The organism is Pirellulales bacterium, from assembly GCA_035533075.1.
Taxonomy (GTDB): Bacteria; Planctomycetota; Planctomycetia; order Pirellulales; family JAICIG01; genus DASSFG01.
Genome location: DATLUO010000081.1, coordinates 60,548 through 75,661, shown reverse-complemented (window position 1 = coordinate 75,661; position 15,114 = coordinate 60,548). Strand labels below are relative to the sequence as shown.

Annotated in this window: 14 protein-coding genes; 5 read left to right on the top strand and 9 right to left on the bottom strand. The window is 62.9% G+C overall.

All coding sequences use genetic code 11. The annotated features are described in order from the left end of the window. Window positions 1-11: 11 nt before the first annotated feature. Complete coding sequence (locus tag VNH11_10920; GenBank protein HVA46867.1) at window positions 12-689, bottom strand: phosphoribosylanthranilate isomerase; 678 nt, start codon at window positions 687-689, stop codon at window positions 12-14. A 114-nt stretch (window positions 690-803) separates the two neighbouring features. Between VNH11_10920 and VNH11_10915 the strand changes: the two genes are divergently transcribed. The 3 genes from VNH11_10915 (at window position 804) to VNH11_10905 (ending at window position 4,604) form a co-directional block, all read left to right on the top strand. Then, on the top strand, window positions 804-2,012 hold the full coding sequence (locus VNH11_10915; GenBank protein ID HVA46866.1) for a hypothetical protein: 1,209 nt from the start codon (window positions 804-806) through the stop codon (window positions 2,010-2,012). Between the two features lie 104 nt (window positions 2,013-2,116). Further along, window positions 2,117-3,748, top strand: a complete 1,632-nt coding sequence (locus tag VNH11_10910; GenBank protein ID HVA46865.1) for an AAA family ATPase — start codon at window positions 2,117-2,119, stop codon at window positions 3,746-3,748. A 4-nt stretch (window positions 3,749-3,752) separates the two neighbouring features. Continuing rightward, on the top strand, window positions 3,753-4,604 hold the full coding sequence (locus VNH11_10905) for a hypothetical protein (GenBank protein ID HVA46864.1): 852 nt from the start codon (window positions 3,753-3,755) through the stop codon (window positions 4,602-4,604). Window positions 4,605-4,695: 91 nt separating this feature from the next. On the opposite strand, the gene VNH11_10900 is transcribed toward VNH11_10905, so the two are convergent. The 5 genes from VNH11_10900 to VNH11_10880 all read right to left on the bottom strand — a co-directional run bounded on the left by VNH11_10900 (window position 4,696) and on the right by VNH11_10880 (window position 10,074). Next, window positions 4,696-5,571 carry a phosphatidate cytidylyltransferase gene (locus VNH11_10900; GenBank protein ID HVA46863.1) on the bottom strand — a complete coding sequence of 292 codons (876 nt, stop codon included), beginning with the start codon at window positions 5,569-5,571 and terminating at the stop codon, window positions 4,696-4,698. Window positions 5,572-5,717: 146 nt separating this feature from the next. Beyond that, window positions 5,718-6,170 carry a hypothetical protein gene (locus tag VNH11_10895; GenBank protein HVA46862.1) on the bottom strand — a complete coding sequence of 151 codons (453 nt, stop codon included), beginning with the start codon at window positions 6,168-6,170 and terminating at the stop codon, window positions 5,718-5,720. Beyond that, window positions 6,160-7,521, bottom strand: a complete 1,362-nt coding sequence (locus VNH11_10890) for a DUF3696 domain-containing protein (protein HVA46861.1) — start codon at window positions 7,519-7,521, stop codon at window positions 6,160-6,162. The genes VNH11_10895 and VNH11_10890 overlap by 11 nt, the downstream gene beginning before the upstream one ends. 485 nt (window positions 7,522-8,006) lie before the next feature. Then, entirely contained in the window at window positions 8,007-8,765 is a 759-nt protein-coding gene (locus VNH11_10885) for an isoprenyl transferase (GenBank protein HVA46860.1), read from the bottom strand. Next, the gene (locus VNH11_10880; protein ID HVA46859.1) at window positions 8,734-10,074 is read right to left on the bottom strand and encodes an adenylosuccinate synthase; all 1,341 of its coding nucleotides are present in this window, start codon (window positions 10,072-10,074) and stop codon (window positions 8,734-8,736) included. The genes VNH11_10885 and VNH11_10880 overlap by 32 nt, the downstream gene beginning before the upstream one ends. Before the next feature lie 236 nt (window positions 10,075-10,310). Here VNH11_10880 and VNH11_10875 point away from each other — a divergent pair, with 236 nt between their 5' ends. Beyond that, a complete protein-coding gene (locus VNH11_10875; protein HVA46858.1) occupies window positions 10,311-10,727 on the top strand; it encodes a helix-turn-helix domain-containing protein in 417 nt (138 codons plus the stop codon). A 22-nt stretch (window positions 10,728-10,749) separates the two neighbouring features. On the opposite strand, the gene trpD is transcribed toward VNH11_10875, so the two are convergent. From trpD to VNH11_10860, 3 genes are read right to left on the bottom strand one after another with little or no spacing between them, the layout of a single operon-like run. Beyond that, window positions 10,750-11,784, bottom strand: coding sequence for an anthranilate phosphoribosyltransferase (trpD, locus tag VNH11_10870; protein HVA46857.1), 1,035 nt, complete (start codon window positions 11,782-11,784; stop codon window positions 10,750-10,752). 32 nt (window positions 11,785-11,816) lie between these two features. Further along, window positions 11,817-12,272, bottom strand: a complete 456-nt coding sequence (locus tag VNH11_10865; GenBank protein HVA46856.1) for a hemerythrin domain-containing protein — start codon at window positions 12,270-12,272, stop codon at window positions 11,817-11,819. Window positions 12,273-12,306: 34 nt separating this feature from the next. Next, window positions 12,307-12,618 (bottom strand): hypothetical protein, encoded by a 312-nt coding sequence (locus VNH11_10860; protein HVA46855.1) that lies wholly within the window; start codon window positions 12,616-12,618, stop codon window positions 12,307-12,309. Between the two features lie 607 nt (window positions 12,619-13,225). Between VNH11_10860 and VNH11_10855 the strand changes: the two genes are divergently transcribed. Then, window positions 13,226-14,875, top strand: a complete 1,650-nt coding sequence (locus VNH11_10855; protein HVA46854.1) for a S41 family peptidase — start codon at window positions 13,226-13,228, stop codon at window positions 14,873-14,875. Window positions 14,876-15,114: the final 239 nt, after the last annotated feature.

Sequence of the window (15,114 nt, the reverse complement as noted above, 5' to 3'; positions counted from 1 at the left end):
GGCCTCCGTGCTCACAGATAATAAGTTGGCTTGCCCAGATTGACAAGGGCGTTGCGCGCGGCCGCCACAAAGTCGGTAATCTTCTGAGCGTCCTTGCTGCCCGGCGATTGCTCCACGCCGCTGGCCGTGTCGACCCCAAACGGTCGAACGGCAGCGATGGCCGCGGCGACGTTGTCCGGACGAAGCCCGCCCGCGAGGATCAGCGGCAGATCGAGCCCAAGATCATGGTACTGCCGCGTCATCGACCAATCGGCCAGTTCGCCGGTGCCGCCGTAAGAACCTGGCCGGCAGGCGTCGACAAGAACAGCCGTGGGAAGCGAGCCAAGCCCCCGGCAATGCTGCAGGTATTCGATGATCGGCTGCCACCGGTCTGCCAATCGGAAAGCCCGGATGACGGGCAGCCCGCGCAGTTGCCCGATCACGTCCGGCGGCTCGTCTCCGTGCAACTGCGCATAGTCGAGCTGAGCAAGCTTGGCGGCCTCGCAGATGGCGTCCGCCGCCGCATTGACGAACACCCCCACCTTCGCCACGTGTGCGGGCAGAACAGACCGAATGGCCTCGATCCGCCGGGGGTCGACAAACCGAGGACTGGCTTGATAAAAGTTGAGACCGATCGCGTCCGCCCCCGCCGTGGCGGCGGCGAGCGCGTCTTCGGGCCGGGTTATGCCGCAGATCTTAATGCGAAACACAAATCCATCGTAACGCGTTGGGTCTGGTATGGCCAATGTCTCGTGGTTCAAGTTCGAGCGGTGTCGTGGGCGATGACGAAACGGGGGACTCGTCACCGCTGGACTAATCTGCTCATGCGCCGCGTCGCTTTATCGCATCACCGACCGAGCGTTTCCACCCTGCTGACGGCGAGCGGCATGGGTCTGGCCGCCTATGCGACCGTCTGGTTCCTGCTGGCCCCGGCGGCAAGAATCGAATCGCCGCCCACGGCCGTCGTGTACCAAGCCATGCCGGAAAGCGGCCACGCCACCGAACAGGTCGAGCGGCTTGTGGCTGAGTTGCTACGTCCCGAAAGCCTCATTCGTGCGGTCGAAGAGGCTGGTTTGGAAGCAGGCGAAATCCCGTCGCGAGACCCTGCCCGGCTTGCCGAGTGGGCGCGCGACAAGGTGCGGATTGACTTCGGTGCGACCGACAGGACGGGCAATAAGACGCTGGTCGTCCACTGGACGGGCGAAGCCGGAACACCAGGCGCCGGCAGACTGGTACATACGCTGGCGCGCCGTTTGGCGGTTCCCCCGTCGGCGGATCTGCGTGGGCTGCAAGCCCAACTCGATGCGGCGCATGCCGAAGCCTCCGCCGCACAGCATGCGGTCGCTCTCGCCAGGCAAAGGTTCGAGCAATCGTTGCGGTTTGTTGGCCACGGCTCGGCACCATCCGGCGCAGCTTCGACGGCGCCGGTCCCCACAAGGCATGCCGCGCCGGCGGAGGCAGCGGACCATGCCGACTGGTTTCTGGCCCGGCAGCAGCTGGCCGAGCTGGAGAACCGCCGCCAAGCGCTGGCCGACCGGCTGATGCCGGAACATCCGGAAATGAAGGCCCTCGACGAAAAAACCGATGTGCTGCGGGCCGCGCTCAACAATCAGCCGACGCCGGCCGTCGAACCGGATGTTGCGGCCGCCGTGGTGGAAAACGTGGACCGCTCGGACGCCGGTCCTTTGCCCCCGGTGACGGCGGCCGAGATTCAACAACTTGGCCAGGCGATGTTTGCGGCTCAGGACCGACGTGACGCGGCGATTGCAGCCGAGCGGGCGTGCGAACGCCGATGGTCCGCGGCGCACAGTCGTGTGGTTACGGAAATCGAGGTCGTGGGAGACACTCCGCATGTCACCGCGCGTCCGTTACCTTGGCAGCGATGGACCGTCGCGACGATGACCGCCGTCGCCATTGGCGGTCTGGTGCTGGCCACCTGGCCGGACCGGCGGCGGACTTTTCATTCGGTCGAGGAAGTGCGCTCCAGCACGCGTCTGCCGGTCGTCGTGATCGACCGCGTGACGCTGAATTGATCGCTTCAAGTTGTAGCTTCCACCCCGTCCCTGCCGAATCTATGGAAGGTGCCGTCGCGCCGTGGCGCGACCACGTCGGGTCCCGACCAAGACAGGATCGCAGCATGTACGAGTCGTTTTTCCAATTGAAGCAACGGCCGTTCGCCGCGGCCCCCAGCGTCGATCGCTACTTTCCGGTGGGCGCCGTCGAAGCCTCGCGACAGGCCCTGGTGCGCTCGATTGAACGAGCGGAAGGGGCCGCGCTCCTCATCGGACCCGCCGGCACTGGCAAGACGCTGCTTTGCCACCTGTTGGCCGAGAAGTTCCGCGGGCCCTACGCGGTGGCACTTCTCTCCAACGGCCATCTCGACACGCGACGCGAATTGTTGCAGGCCATCTTGTTCGAGCTCGGACTTCCCTATCGGCGGCTGGAGGAGGGCGAATTGCGGCTGTCGCTCATCGACTATGTCTCGAACGAGCAGAACGCGCGCCACGGTCTGCTGTTGCTCGTCGATGAGGCCCATACGCTGGCGCCCCGGCTTTTGGAAGAGGTCCGCTTGATCGCCAACCTCGTGCGCCACGGACAGCCGCGCGTGCGACTGGTGCTGGCCGGCAATCCAAGCCTGGAAGAGTTGCTCGCCGACCCGCTGTTGGAAGCGCTGAGCCAACGCATCGCCACGCGTTGCTACCTGGAGGCCCTCGATTACTCGCAGACGCAACAATTCATCGTAGCCCAGCTCGCCGCGCCTGCCGGCGCGCAAGCGATCTTTACGCCCGATGCCCTGGAGGCCGTATATCGCGCGACCGACGGCGTGGCGCGATTGATCAATCAGGTTTGCGACCACGCGTTGACTTTGGCTTTCGCGGGCGGAGCACAGCAAATCGACCGGGCGGGCGTGGAAGAAGCCTGGTCCGACCTGCAACAGTTGCCCACACCCTGGAACGTCGCCGCACGCCCCGGCACGGCGACGGAAGCAGCGAGGGAAGCAGCGAGGGAGGGCTTCATCGAGTTCGGCAGCCTGGATGACGAAGCGGAACTCGCAACGGAGGATTCTGCCTTGGACGACAGCGACTTCGCGCCGGCTGCAGAACCTGGACCGGCGGCTGAAGCGACGCTGTTGCTCCATCAAATCGACGACCATCTGCGCGAGCTGGATCGCGATTTCGCCGCATCGACGACGGACTACCTTTATCAGCCGGCCGATCGTGGCGCCAGCGATCCTTTTGGCGAACACTTCGAGGAGGAAGAGGTGCTCGTCGATCGCTATTGCACTCTGGAGCCCGGTGCGATCACGGACCAACAACAGGTGGAGTGCGACGAAAGCCGATCGTTGTCGGCCTTGCTCGAACCGTGCCTGCCCGCAAATCCGACTGAGTTGGACGCCCTGGACGAGCCGGTTGCCGAGAACACGAATTCGATCGTGGCGGCAAGTGCCGCGGAGCAGCCCTGGTTCCAGACCGCGGCGATCGGTTCCTTGGCTCCCTTCTCGGCATCCACCTACGACGCCGTGGCGACCGACGAGGCAGCGTCGCGCGAAGACGGTCGTCGTGAGGTGGCCGTGGCAGAAGACGAGCTGGAGGAAGCCGCGGCGATTCCGCTCGTCAGGAACGACGATTGGGCCATCGGCGCCGACGACGACCTGATGGTCGTGGAGGACGACCCGCGCGCGGAAAGGCACACTCCGTCGTTAACCCGGCCGCCCCAGGTGCGGCGTCAAGAATACCGGCAACTCTTCTCATCCCTACGTCGCGGTTAAAAGCATGAGCTCGCCAAGTCTTGACCGCGCGGTGCCGCTGGGCCATCGTCCGATGAGCTTGCTTTTGCAGGCCCTGCGTCAGATCGAGGGGAAAAAGCCGGATTGGCCCGTTGCTCCAGCCTCGCCACGCGGCCCGAGTGAGGAACTTTCGGCCTACGGCGGAAGCTATGAGCTGATCCGGGTCTATGATCCGTCGGAAACGGCCACGGAGATTGCCGTGGCCGGCCCGGCCCACGTGGGCGAGGTTCCGCTCGTGCAGGCAACGCTCGAATCGACGCCGCCGAAACCGCCTTCGCGCGTCAGCCCGCGCTGCCGGCTGGCGGAGGAAGTCGAGCGGCTCTTGCCCGAAGAAGATCGCTCGGTGATCGCGCTGACCTCCCTGGACGGCGGCGAAATGTGGCCGGTACTTCACGAGCTCTGTTCGGAGTTGGCCGCGTGGAAACGTGCCGCGGTGCTGGCGGTGCGGCACGTCCCCGGTGCGTCGCCGCGCGAGACCGCGCGAGGCGGTGCTTTCGCGGGCAATCTGGCGGAGCGACGCGCCCACTGGCAAACCGCGTTATTGCCCGATCCGTCGGGCGGGTTTCGCGTGCTCGATCGCGGAGAATTGGAACAGTCCGGAAGCATGTCTTGCCGCGCGTTGCTCGAATTATGGCAGACGATGCAGGACCAGTTCGCGTACATTGTCGTCGATGCGACATCGCGCAATGCGGCCGTAACGACGCCCATTCTGGCAACCAGCGATGCCACGTTCTTAGTGCTGCGGCTGGGCGGCACGCATCGTCGCCGGGTTGAGCAAGAGCTCGAGCGCATCCGCACCGTCGGCGGCCGGCCCTGCGGCTGTCTGGTACTGCAGTAGGCTTCGCTTTGGCCCAAAATCGCGCGCAGGGTGGCACTGGCCCCGGCCCACCAAAAGTCGTTTTTCGCGAAGCGAAAGGCGACGATGCCCGCTACACCACCAGCCAACACCACAGCATATAGGCCACCGGCGCCGCCAGCAGCAGCGAGTCGATCACGTCGAGCACGCCGCCGAAGCCGGGCATCCACTGGCTGGAGTCTTTGCAGCCCAGGTCACGCTTCAGCAGCGATTCGGCCAGATCGCCCAGCACGCCCGCAATGCCGACCACCAATCCAAAGATGAGCCACGTCGCGACGGGAACCGGCCCGCCCAGGCCGCCCAAGCCCGGCACAATCCAGTGGAAAGCGGACCACGATCCGAGGCAAGCGAAAGCGAGTCCGCCGGCCAGCCCTTCAATGGTTTTGCCGCTGCTGAGTCGTGGCGACATCTTGTGCCGCCCGATCAAGCGGCCCACCGTATAGGCGCCGATGTCGCACATCTTCACCACTACGATCAGCGAGGCCAGCGCCGCCATGCCGAGCCGGGCACCACCCGCGAACCGCAACTCGATGAGGAACGTGAGCAGCCAGCCGACGTAGGCCAGCGCGAGCACAGCCGTGGCAAGCTGCACCGTCGATTGTCCCGGCTCTCGATACCGCACCATCTCAGCGAGAAAGACCACCAGCAACGAGAGGGCGAAGGCGACCGCCGGAGCATCGAAGGCCCCGACAGGAATGACGAGCGCTGGGACGTGCGGGACCCAATTGGCCGCCACGATCGCAACATTGCCGGCGTAGATGGCCCAAGCCGCCGGCCGCAAGCCGCGAGCCGCCAGCATCGAGAGCAATTCTTCGCTGGCCAGCATGGCCAACAGCACCGCCAACGGAAACAGCCAGACGCCTGGCGTGGCGGCGTGGTAATCGAGCCAGCAAAGCACAGTGATGCCGCCGATGAAGACCGCGCCCAGGAGAAGTCGCCAAACAAGCATGCTCCCGCCCCTAACGCGGTTTATAAGGCCGCTGCGCCGCGAAGGCGCGGACCGCTCTCCATCGTGTTGCCGGATTGTTCGCTTTAAAGCAGAAAAAGTTTCATGACCGATATGGACGTCGATCACGAGATATGGTTCACCGAACATCAAATACCAAGAAGATCGCAAGCAGACTGCGTGTCGTGAGTCGTCACGCCCACGTGGTCAGAGATAAGCTTTCTGTGACTCGCGTTTATTCCAGTATCTTCGGTGACCCAGTGCTTGTCCGGCGTCATCATAGCGAGCCTAACATACTTGTCGTCCGCCCAGTGAAAACCCGTCTCGTCAAACTTGACTTTGAGTGGCTTCGGGATTCTCCCCAACGGAAAAAGATGGATGCGAGATTTACTTGCTAGGCTCGCAAGCCATTTTGTTGCAAGGGAATTTGAGCCGAGTCGATTAACGTAGAGTTGCTTGATATGGCCAGCATCATCGAGCGCCAGAAACACTAGCGATTCAAACGCCTTCATGAGATTCCGGTGCTTATCCTCGCACGGGATATTGCTCTTATTGTGGCTTATGAGGACGTTCACGTCAAGTGTCAAATCTTCAATGGGCACTCGTCGCTCTCCTCTTTGCAGCCGCCTCTACCATCGCCATTGCTTCACTGTAGGCTTCATCAAAAAAGCCATCTGGCCAGTTAGTGACCTCGCCAGTATCACTGACGTCGAGTGGTCTTACCGTGCTCTCGCCAGCCGACTTTTCAACAAAAAGAATTCTGACGTTTTGTGGGTCAAGCGTTCCAGAAGCAATCCTGTGGCGAATCCGCAAGACTAGGTGTTCGCTGTGAGTTTCAACGATTACTTGCCGATCGTGCTCCCCAGATACGCTTATAAACAGGTCGGCAAGGTCTGCTTGTAACGCAGGGTGCAAATGAATCTCAGGTTGTTCGATCAACAGGCAATGACGAGGATTTACGGAAACTGCTAGGGCGATAATGGGGAGTATCTGCGAAATGCCTTCCCCCATTCCCGCAACATTGATGTCTGATGGGCCCCCCCTCATTTCGTCGCCTAAAAGCATGCGCACATTGTTCGCCTTATCTGTTTTCAGGTGGACTTTGTTGAGAATTCTAGTCTTTGAGAGCCAGTCGTTTACCTCATCTACTAGAGTCCTATTCGCTGGACCGCGCCGTTCTTCGTTCGCAAGTGCTGCCAGCAGGTTCTCGCCACCAAGCCCAAATTCAGGCGGCGTTCTGACGCCAACGCTCGTTGTGTATGGAACCCTTGTTCTTATGGCACCGACACGATGAACCCTGCTGCCAAGCCATGTAATCCACATGTAGCTATGAGCGGATATCTGTTGAAGCGCTGTAAAGAAATCACCAGTTCCGGGGTTTGGCGTTCCCGTGGGCAACGCGACCAGCGCCGGTGTGAATCCTCTGAGAAAAACCCCAGCGCCTTCCGTGGAGAATGGAAACTTGTCAGAGCTCCAGGCGACGTGTCCGTTCCTTTGGTATTCAAGAATCTTCTCGTCATTGAGCGTCAAAACGGAACGCTCAACTTCGATTTCCTTTGTTTCAGCCCCAAGGCAGAACGATACATCCAGCTTGTTGGCGATAGGCACTTTCCAAGCTTGTCTCGTTTCCGGGCGATCTCCACCGGATATGAAGCTTTGTTCTTCGGTCTTGTCAAGCTCAAGAGAAATCGAAAAAGACGCTTCCGTTTGGGGCTTGTGCAAGATATCATAAAATCCATTGAGCGTGGCATAGCTCCCGGTAGATATAAAGGCCGGCCGATTTGGGGCAACGCTGGCACTATCCAGAGCGGTTTGCTTAAGCGCAAGAATTGCCTGCAAAATGGATGACTTGCCAGAGTTGTTCAGCCCAACAAGAACGGTTAGAGGTGCAAGCGGTATTTCGCCGCTGTCCTTGTACGACTTGAAGTTCTGTAGGCGAATTGACTTGAACATACGATCACAGAGGTTCCAAGGGCGCGCACCGACTCCCTTCATCTACTTCGGTCAGCTGGGCACCACTGGACCAGCCAAGCAGGCGAAACGTTCGCAAATTGCGCAATCTGGGCAAGTCCAGCGCCGCTTAAAGTCTAGCGGCCACTAGGCTTGCGTCAAGCCGGTCTTTTCGGGGCAATTCGCTGTCGGTGCAAGGACTTTACCAGAAAGGCTTTGCGGACCTAACGATTGACCCATGCCCCGACGGTTTTCGGTTCAGCTTGCGAGCGTTGCTTGTGGCCATTCTGGCGGTCGCTTGCTGTCTCGGCGGCATCGCCGTCCAACAGTCCCCCGCAAGGCCGCGCCGGTGCCGGATGAGTGATTCCGCGAACCTCATCACAGCCAGCGAGCTATGCAGCCGGAGCGACGTCTCGCGCATGACCCTTCGCCGGTTGGTTCCCGAGGGGGCGATACCGAATCGCCACCGCATCAACCGACATGGCTGACTACTCCAAGCTCAGCCCGCCAAACCTGCGGTCCCGTGCCGCAAAATCGCGGATCGCCGCGTGCAAATCCGACTCGCGGAACTCCGGCCAGCAGTGCTCCGTCACCCACAGCTCCGCATAGCTGATCTGCCAGAGCAAAAAATTGCTGATCCGCATCTCGCCCGCCGTGCGAATCAACAGGTCGGGGTCCGACATGCCGGCCGTGTAAAGATGATCGGCGATCGTCGTTTCATCCACGTCGTCGGCGTCCAGCGTGCCGGCCCGCGCGGCCTGGGCGATCGAACGCACCGCATCGACCATCTCCGCACGACCGCCGTAGTTGATCGCCAGGCAAAGCTGCAGGCCGCCGTGGTGACGGCTCAACTCGACCGTCTTGTCCATCTCGCATAACACGCTGTCGGGCAGGCCGTCGCGGCGGCCGATCACGCTCAGCCGGATGTTTTCGTTGATGAGCGTCGTGCGTTCCTCGATTAGGTACTGCTCCAGCAGGTGCATCAACAGATCGAGTTCGCGCTTCGGCCGCTTCCAGTTCTCGCTGGAGAGGCAGTAGAGCGTGAGCTGCTCGACGCCCAGCCGGGCACATTCTTCGCTGACGCAACGCACGCTGGCCACACCGCGGCGGTGCCCTTCGATGCGCGGCAGGCCGCGACGTTGTGCCCATCGTCCGTTGCCGTCCATGATGATGGCGATGTGCCGCGGACGCTTGTCCAGCGGCACGTCGGCCAGATCAAGACTGGGGCTGGTAAAGGCGTTCGCCACTCGTCGTGCTCCGCGGATCGGCCAGGACGGTCTGTTCCCGGTCCGGCCCGACCGAGACAATCTCGACCGGCCGGCCGATCACCTTGCTGAGGAAAGCCAGGTACTTCCGTGCGTTATCGGGCAGGTCGGCCATCGAACGGGCCTCGCTGACCTCTTGCTTCCAGCCCGGCAGCGTCTCATAGACCGGCTCGGCCTGACGCAAGTCTTCGACGTGGCTGGGAAACACAGAGACCCGCCGGCCACCCACCCGGTAGGCCGTGCAGATCTTGATTTCGTCGAGCTCGCTGAGCACGTCGAGCAGCATTACGGCCAAGGTATCGACGCCGCTCAGGCGGGCAGTATATCGCACGGCCACGGCGTCGAACCAGCCGCAGCGTCGGGGCCGGCGGGTGACCGTGCCATATTCGTTGCCGCGGTCGCGAAGGTGCTGCCCCAGCGCGTTGTCTTGCTCGGTGGGAAACGGCCCGCCGCCCACGCGCGTGCCGTAGGCCTTCACCACGCCGATGATCTTATTCAGATATCGGCCCGGCACGCCGGAACCGGAGGCGATTCCCACGCCCGAACTGTTGCTGCTGGTCACGTAAGGAAACGTGCCGTGATCCACGTCGAGCAACGCGCCCTGGGCGCCTTCGAACAGCACTCGCTCGCCGTCCTCCAAGGCATCCAGCAAAAGCGCGGTGGTATCGGCCACGTGTGGCTTGAGGCGTTCGGCATAGCCCTGATATTCGGCGTGAATCCGGGCGGCGTCGAGCCGTTCAACCGCGGCAGTCGCGTCGCACGCCATGGCGGCGATTATCATGTTCTTGTGGGCCACCACGTGCTCGATCCGCTCGCGAATCGACGCTCGGTAAAGATCGCCCAGGCGAATGGCGTCGGTGCGTCCCACCTTGTCGCGATAGCAAGGGCCGATGCCTCGCATGGTCGTGCCGATGGCCTCGCCGTTTCGGGCACTTCCTTCGGTCAGCCGGTCTTCGACCAGGTGCCAGGGAAAGATGACGTGTGCCCGGTCGCTGATGACCAGGTTTTTGCCGACTTCGATGCCGCGTGCCCGGAGTCCGTCGATTTCGCTCAGGATGCTCGGCGGATTGAGCACGACGCCGCCGGTGATGACGCACTGCACGTCGGGCCGCAGGATGCCGCTGGGAATCAGCGAGAGCTTATAGGTTTGTCCGCCGGTGACGACGGTATGGCCGGCGTTGGCTCCGCCTTGATAGCGGACGACGACGTCGTGGTCCTCGGTCAAGAGGTCGACGATTTTGCCCTTGGCTTCGTCGCCCCATTGCAAACCGATGACACAAGTACCGGGCACGTCTCAATCCTTACTTTTTGAACATCCACAAGCGCGCAGCGGCAGACGCCGCCAGCGTTGCCCAAAGAGGTTCAGTCTAAACGACTTGCGGCAGGGGTCAAGGGCTTCAACATTGGCGGCGATAAATACCGGCTGATTGCCGCGATTCACTATAATACGGCGGTGGTCTATGTGCGAAACGTCTTGACGCACGCCGCCTATGACCGCGAGCGATGGAAAGGAGGATGCCAGTGAGCATGACGGGCTTCGACCACGACACCTACATCGAGCTCGTGACGGCGCTTCCGCTACGGCCCATCCGCAACGGTCGCGAGTTGAACCGCGCCATAAAAATGCTCGACTCGCTCTTGGACCGCGCCAAGCTGACGCGCGCGGAGCAGGACTACCTGGACGTGCTGACCGATTTGGTGGAAAAATACGAGAATGCCACCGACCCCGTGGAACCGGTTCCCGACGCCGACATGTTGCGGTTCCTGATGGAGTCGCGCGGCATGACGCAATGGGAGCTCGCAGCGGCCACCGGGATCGTCAACACGACCTTGTCGGCGGTGTTGCACCGCAAGCGGCAGTTGAACCGTGACCAAATCGGGCGCCTCGCCGGGTACTTCGGCCTGACTCCAGCGGCATTCGGGTTTCCCGAGAGCACTAGCTAATTCAGATACTACGGCAAGGTTACTACGCCTCCCGCTCGCCACCGCCGGGCCGGTCGGATCGCTCGACCAAACGCCGCAAAAGCTCCGCGGCCGCACCGGAGTCGATCGCCGCTCCGGCCAAGCGCGCGGCGCCGACGAGATCGCCCGCCCGACCGCAAAGCCAAAGCACCGCGGCGGCGTTCAGCAGCACGATGTCTCGCGCGGCACCCGCTTCGCCCGACAAGACCGCCCGCACCAATCGGGCACTCTCCACAGGCCCGTCCACACGCAGCGCGTCGAGCGAGGAAACCGCCAGGCCGAAATCGGCCGGCGTCCAAACGAGCTCCGTCAGCCGGCCATCATCGACCAGCGTGACGCGCGTTTCGGCCGCCACTGTGATCTCGCCCAAACCGTCGGCGCCATGCACTACCGCGGAGCGCTTCGTGCCCAAACGGCTGAGAGCTGCCGCCAGCAAGGGCCGCAATTCGTCACGGCCCACGCCGAGAAGCTGATGCGGCGCACCGGCGGGGTTCGTCAGCGGGCCAAGCAAGTTGAAAATCGTCGGCACGCCCAGCCGCTGCCTCACCGGAGCCACGTGCTTCATGGCCGCATGGCACAGCGGCGCGAAACAAAAACAGAGGCCCAGCTCGTCGAGACAAGCGGTGACGCAATCGACGTCGGCCGCCAAATTCAGGCCCAACTCGGCCAGCACGTCGGCCGAGCCGCTCTTGCTCGTGACGCGCCGGTTGCCATGCTTGGCCACGGAGGCGCCCGCGGCGGCCGCCACCAAGGCCGCCGTCGTGCTCACGTTGAAGATGCCCGACGCGTTGCCGCCGGTGCCGCAGGTATCGACAATCGCCTCCCGCCCGCTACGGATGGGCGTCATGTGCCGGCGCATGGCCGCCGCGGCGCCGGCGATCTCGTCGACCGTTTCTCCCTTGCCGCGCAGGCCGAGCAGCAACTCGGCAATGCTCGACTCGGGCCACAGGCCGCGCATGATGCCATCGACGGCAGCGGCCATCTCGTCCATCGACAGATCGTGTCCGGCAGCCACACGGGCAAGCGTCGCCTCGATCATGCGAGAATCGCCGAAACAATGGCCATTTGCGCTCAGCCTTCGCCCCCCACGTCGTCGCAAAACGCTTCCTGGATCAGAGCGGTTTCGCGCTGGTTGTGGTCGTTGATCTCTTCCAGCAACTCGTTGAGTGCCGTGCAGGTCTCTTCGAAGGCGGCCACGTCGGCGGGCGAAACGCGCTCCAGCCGGTAGTTGAGGCGGCCGATGGCGTCGCGAAAGCGGTCGTGATCGAGACGCAGTTTTTCGGTCCGCTCGGTCAGCTCCGGATACGATTCCGTGACCACGTTCATATAGCCGTCGTATTCTTCCAGCGTCATCACGTGCTCCAGATGACGCTGGAACGACTGGGAGATGAACCGCAGGCTTCCCAGCTTGCGCGAGACGTCGTCGCCGCTCAGCTTCCACTGCATGGTGGCCCGCAGCGCGGCTGCGATGTGCTTGAGCATTTCATGTTCGATGGCCGCCTGTTGCGCGATTTCGTCAAGATTCATGATCGTCTCCTGTGCCCCAACGCCAAACGCCGTTTTAGTAGCGAAACGTGTACCAGCCATAGTTATAGACCCCGCGCGGGTAAAGATTCGAGTAGACGAAGCCGTAGCTTGGCCAGGTCGGATAACTCGGCGCCGGCGGGAGCCTGGCGTTGGGGTTGGCATAGTAGTAATAGACCGGGCCGCCGTAATAGGCGCTATAGGCCCAGCCGGGACCGTAGCCATAGCGGCCGGCGAAAGCGGCGGGCAAGGGCGGCCCGGCGATGGCCCGTGCGAAGCGGTCCGCCGCGCATGTCTCGCCCTCGATCGCCGCCAGCAACACAACGGCCGCAAACACGTATCGCAACATCGCCATTCTCCTTTCTTCGATTGCCTGGATTCGCGCCGCCCACCGAAATCATTGTCGCGAATCCGGGTGGATTCTGCCAGTCTGCGAACCACCTTCCGCCGCGCCGCGTAAGGGTGGTAGACGGGCGACTTTCATGGAAGCGGTCAACAATGGCCGCGAAAAGCACTTCTTGCTCCGGGATGAGCGCACGCCCTCGCGGGTCAACCCGCACCAGATTCAGAAATTGCGTTCGTCCCTTAGAGAAAGGTCGTGCCCGATGAAGATCGAGGCTGCGCCGGAATTCTCACGAATTCCGCCACCCTTCCCATCGTCATGTCCATTACGACCCTCACGGGCGGGTGGCGATTCAGCGTTTTTTCCGTGCGTGCGTGCGGGTTGGCCTGTCTTTTTTTGGCAGCCTTTTGACGGCCGCGTATTCGTGGACTATACTCTCTTAGCCGAGATTCTGGACCCGCTTCTCGGCAACCTGCTTTTACCCTTTGACATCCCCAGACCGTAAGAAACGGTTCCCGCCGCAATGCTGCGGGCAATGGCCCTCGCCGGGCCAGAGGCCCTGTAGCGCACGCTTCGGTTGGCGTTTGTCACACCCCGAGAGATGCGAGACACCATGCGATTAAGGGTCTTTGTCGGCGCCTGGGCCTGCTGCCTGGCGGTTCTGTTTTCGTTTCCCCTACCGCTCGCGGCCCAGCAGACCGCGGCCACCACCACGCCGGTCGCCGCATCGCAGACCGACGTCGATGAGTTGCTCAGCCGCGGTCAGCGACTCGAAAGCGAGCGCCGCTGGGGCGAGGCGCTCACGCTCTACGAAGACGGCCACCGGCAATACCCGGCGGTCCGTCACATCGAGCAGCGGCTGCAACTCTGCCGCATTCACTACGACTTGGCGCGGCGCTACGGCGACCGTAACTTTCGCGAGACTATCACCGCCCTCTCGCCGCGGCAGGCCCTCGACCTGTATTCCGAGGTGCTGCTGAAAATCCAGGCCCATTACGTCGACACGCCCGATTGGCGCCGCTTGGCCGACTTCGGCCATACCAGCCTGCAAGTGGCCCTGGCCGACCCGTTGTTCCTGGAAGCGAACTTGCCCGGCGTAAGCACCGCCAAGGTCGACCAGTTGCGCCGCGCGCTGCCCGGCCGGGCGACCACCGTCCACGTCAACAACCGTCACGCCGCCAGCGAAGTCGCTGCGTTGGCCGCGCGGATCTGCCACGACGAGCTGGGCCTGGCGGAATCGGCCTGCATCCACGAATACGTCTGCGGGGCCACCAACTCGCTCGATCCCTATTCGGCCTTCCTCACCTCGTCGCAGCTCAACGAAGTCTATTCGCAGATCGAAGGCAACTTTGTGGGCCTGGGCGTCGAATTGAAATCGGACCAAGGGGCCTTGCTGATCGTCAAGGTGATTTCCGGCAGCCCGGCACAGCGGGCCGGCATTGTGGCGGGCGACCGCATCATCGCGGTCGACGGCCGTTCGACCACCGACCTGACCACCGACCAGGCCGCCAACCTGCTGCAAGGCAAAGAAGGCTCGCACGTGTTGGTGACGGCCCTCACATCGGGCCAGCAGCCGCGGCAACTGCGGGTTCGCCGCGAGCACGTGGAAGTGCCCAGCATCGACGAAGCCCGCATCCTCGACGCCGGCTACGGCGTGGCCTACGTCAAGCTCACCTGCTTCCAGAAAACGACCACCCGCGATCTCGACGCCGCCCTGTGGCGGCTGCACCGTCAGGGCATGAAGACGCTGATCGTCGACCTGCGGGGCAATCCGGGCGGGCTGCTGAACACGGCCGTGGAAGTGGTCGACAAGTTCGTCGATCGCGGCACGATCGTCTCGACGCGCGGCCGCAGCCGCCAGGAAGACTACACCTATTCGGCGCGAGAGGCCGGGACCTGGCGGGTGCCGCTGGTCGTGCTGATCGACGGCGACAGCGCCAGCGCCAGCGAGATTTTCGCCGGTGCCATCCGCGACTTCCGCCGCGGCCGCATCGTGGGCGCCACGAGCTACGGCAAAGGCTCGGTGCAGGGCATCTTTCCGCTCAACCTGGCCAACAGCGGTCTGCGGTTGACCACGGCCAAGTTCTATTCGCCGAAGGGCTATCCCTATAGCGGGATCGGCGTGAAACCCGACGTGCCGGTGGCCCATCGCGTGGCGCGTCCGAACTACGACGACGACACCGAGCAGACCGCCCCGGCCCCGGCCGACGATGCTCTCGACCAGGCCTTGCGGGAGGCGCGCTTTCAAGTGGCGCATCGGTAGGTCCGTACGCCCCACGATGCCGCGGAAGCGTGCCCAGGCCTGACGGCCAGACGGATTTATAGTTCACGCAGCCGAGAATGAGACGTTTTGCCGCGAAGCCTCTACCCCCCGACACTGCGCGAGACGGATGGTTAAGTCCGTCCGGGACAGCAATGCAGCGCAATCTGCGGGCGACGCTATGCCTAAATGCCCGGCCGCACGAGCGTCGGACCGCGGCTTCTTGCCGCTGTCGCTCGACG

Excerpts from the sequence above, each read along its gene's own strand:
- VNH11_10910 (HVA46865.1), top strand. The coding sequence starts at position 2,117 with ATGTACGAGTCGTTTTTCCAATTGAAGCAACGGCCGTTCGCCGCGGCC.
- trpD (HVA46857.1), bottom strand. The coding sequence starts at position 11,784 with ATGATCGAGGCGACGCTTGCCCGTGTGGCTGCCGGACACGATCTGTCG.
- VNH11_10875 (HVA46858.1), top strand. The coding sequence starts at position 10,311 with ATGACGGGCTTCGACCACGACACCTACATCGAGCTCGTGACGGCGCTT.
- VNH11_10905 (HVA46864.1), top strand. The coding sequence starts at position 3,753 with ATGAGCTCGCCAAGTCTTGACCGCGCGGTGCCGCTGGGCCATCGTCCG.
- VNH11_10865 (HVA46856.1), bottom strand. The coding sequence starts at position 12,272 with ATGAATCTTGACGAAATCGCGCAACAGGCGGCCATCGAACATGAAATG.
- VNH11_10900 (HVA46863.1), bottom strand. The coding sequence starts at position 5,571 with ATGCTTGTTTGGCGACTTCTCCTGGGCGCGGTCTTCATCGGCGGCATC.
- VNH11_10860 (HVA46855.1), bottom strand. The coding sequence starts at position 12,618 with ATGTTGCGATACGTGTTTGCGGCCGTTGTGTTGCTGGCGGCGATCGAG.
- VNH11_10855 (HVA46854.1), top strand. The coding sequence starts at position 13,226 with ATGCGATTAAGGGTCTTTGTCGGCGCCTGGGCCTGCTGCCTGGCGGTT.
- VNH11_10915 (HVA46866.1), top strand. The coding sequence starts at position 804 with ATGCGCCGCGTCGCTTTATCGCATCACCGACCGAGCGTTTCCACCCTG.
- VNH11_10890 (HVA46861.1), bottom strand. The coding sequence starts at position 7,521 with ATGTTCAAGTCAATTCGCCTACAGAACTTCAAGTCGTACAAGGACAGC.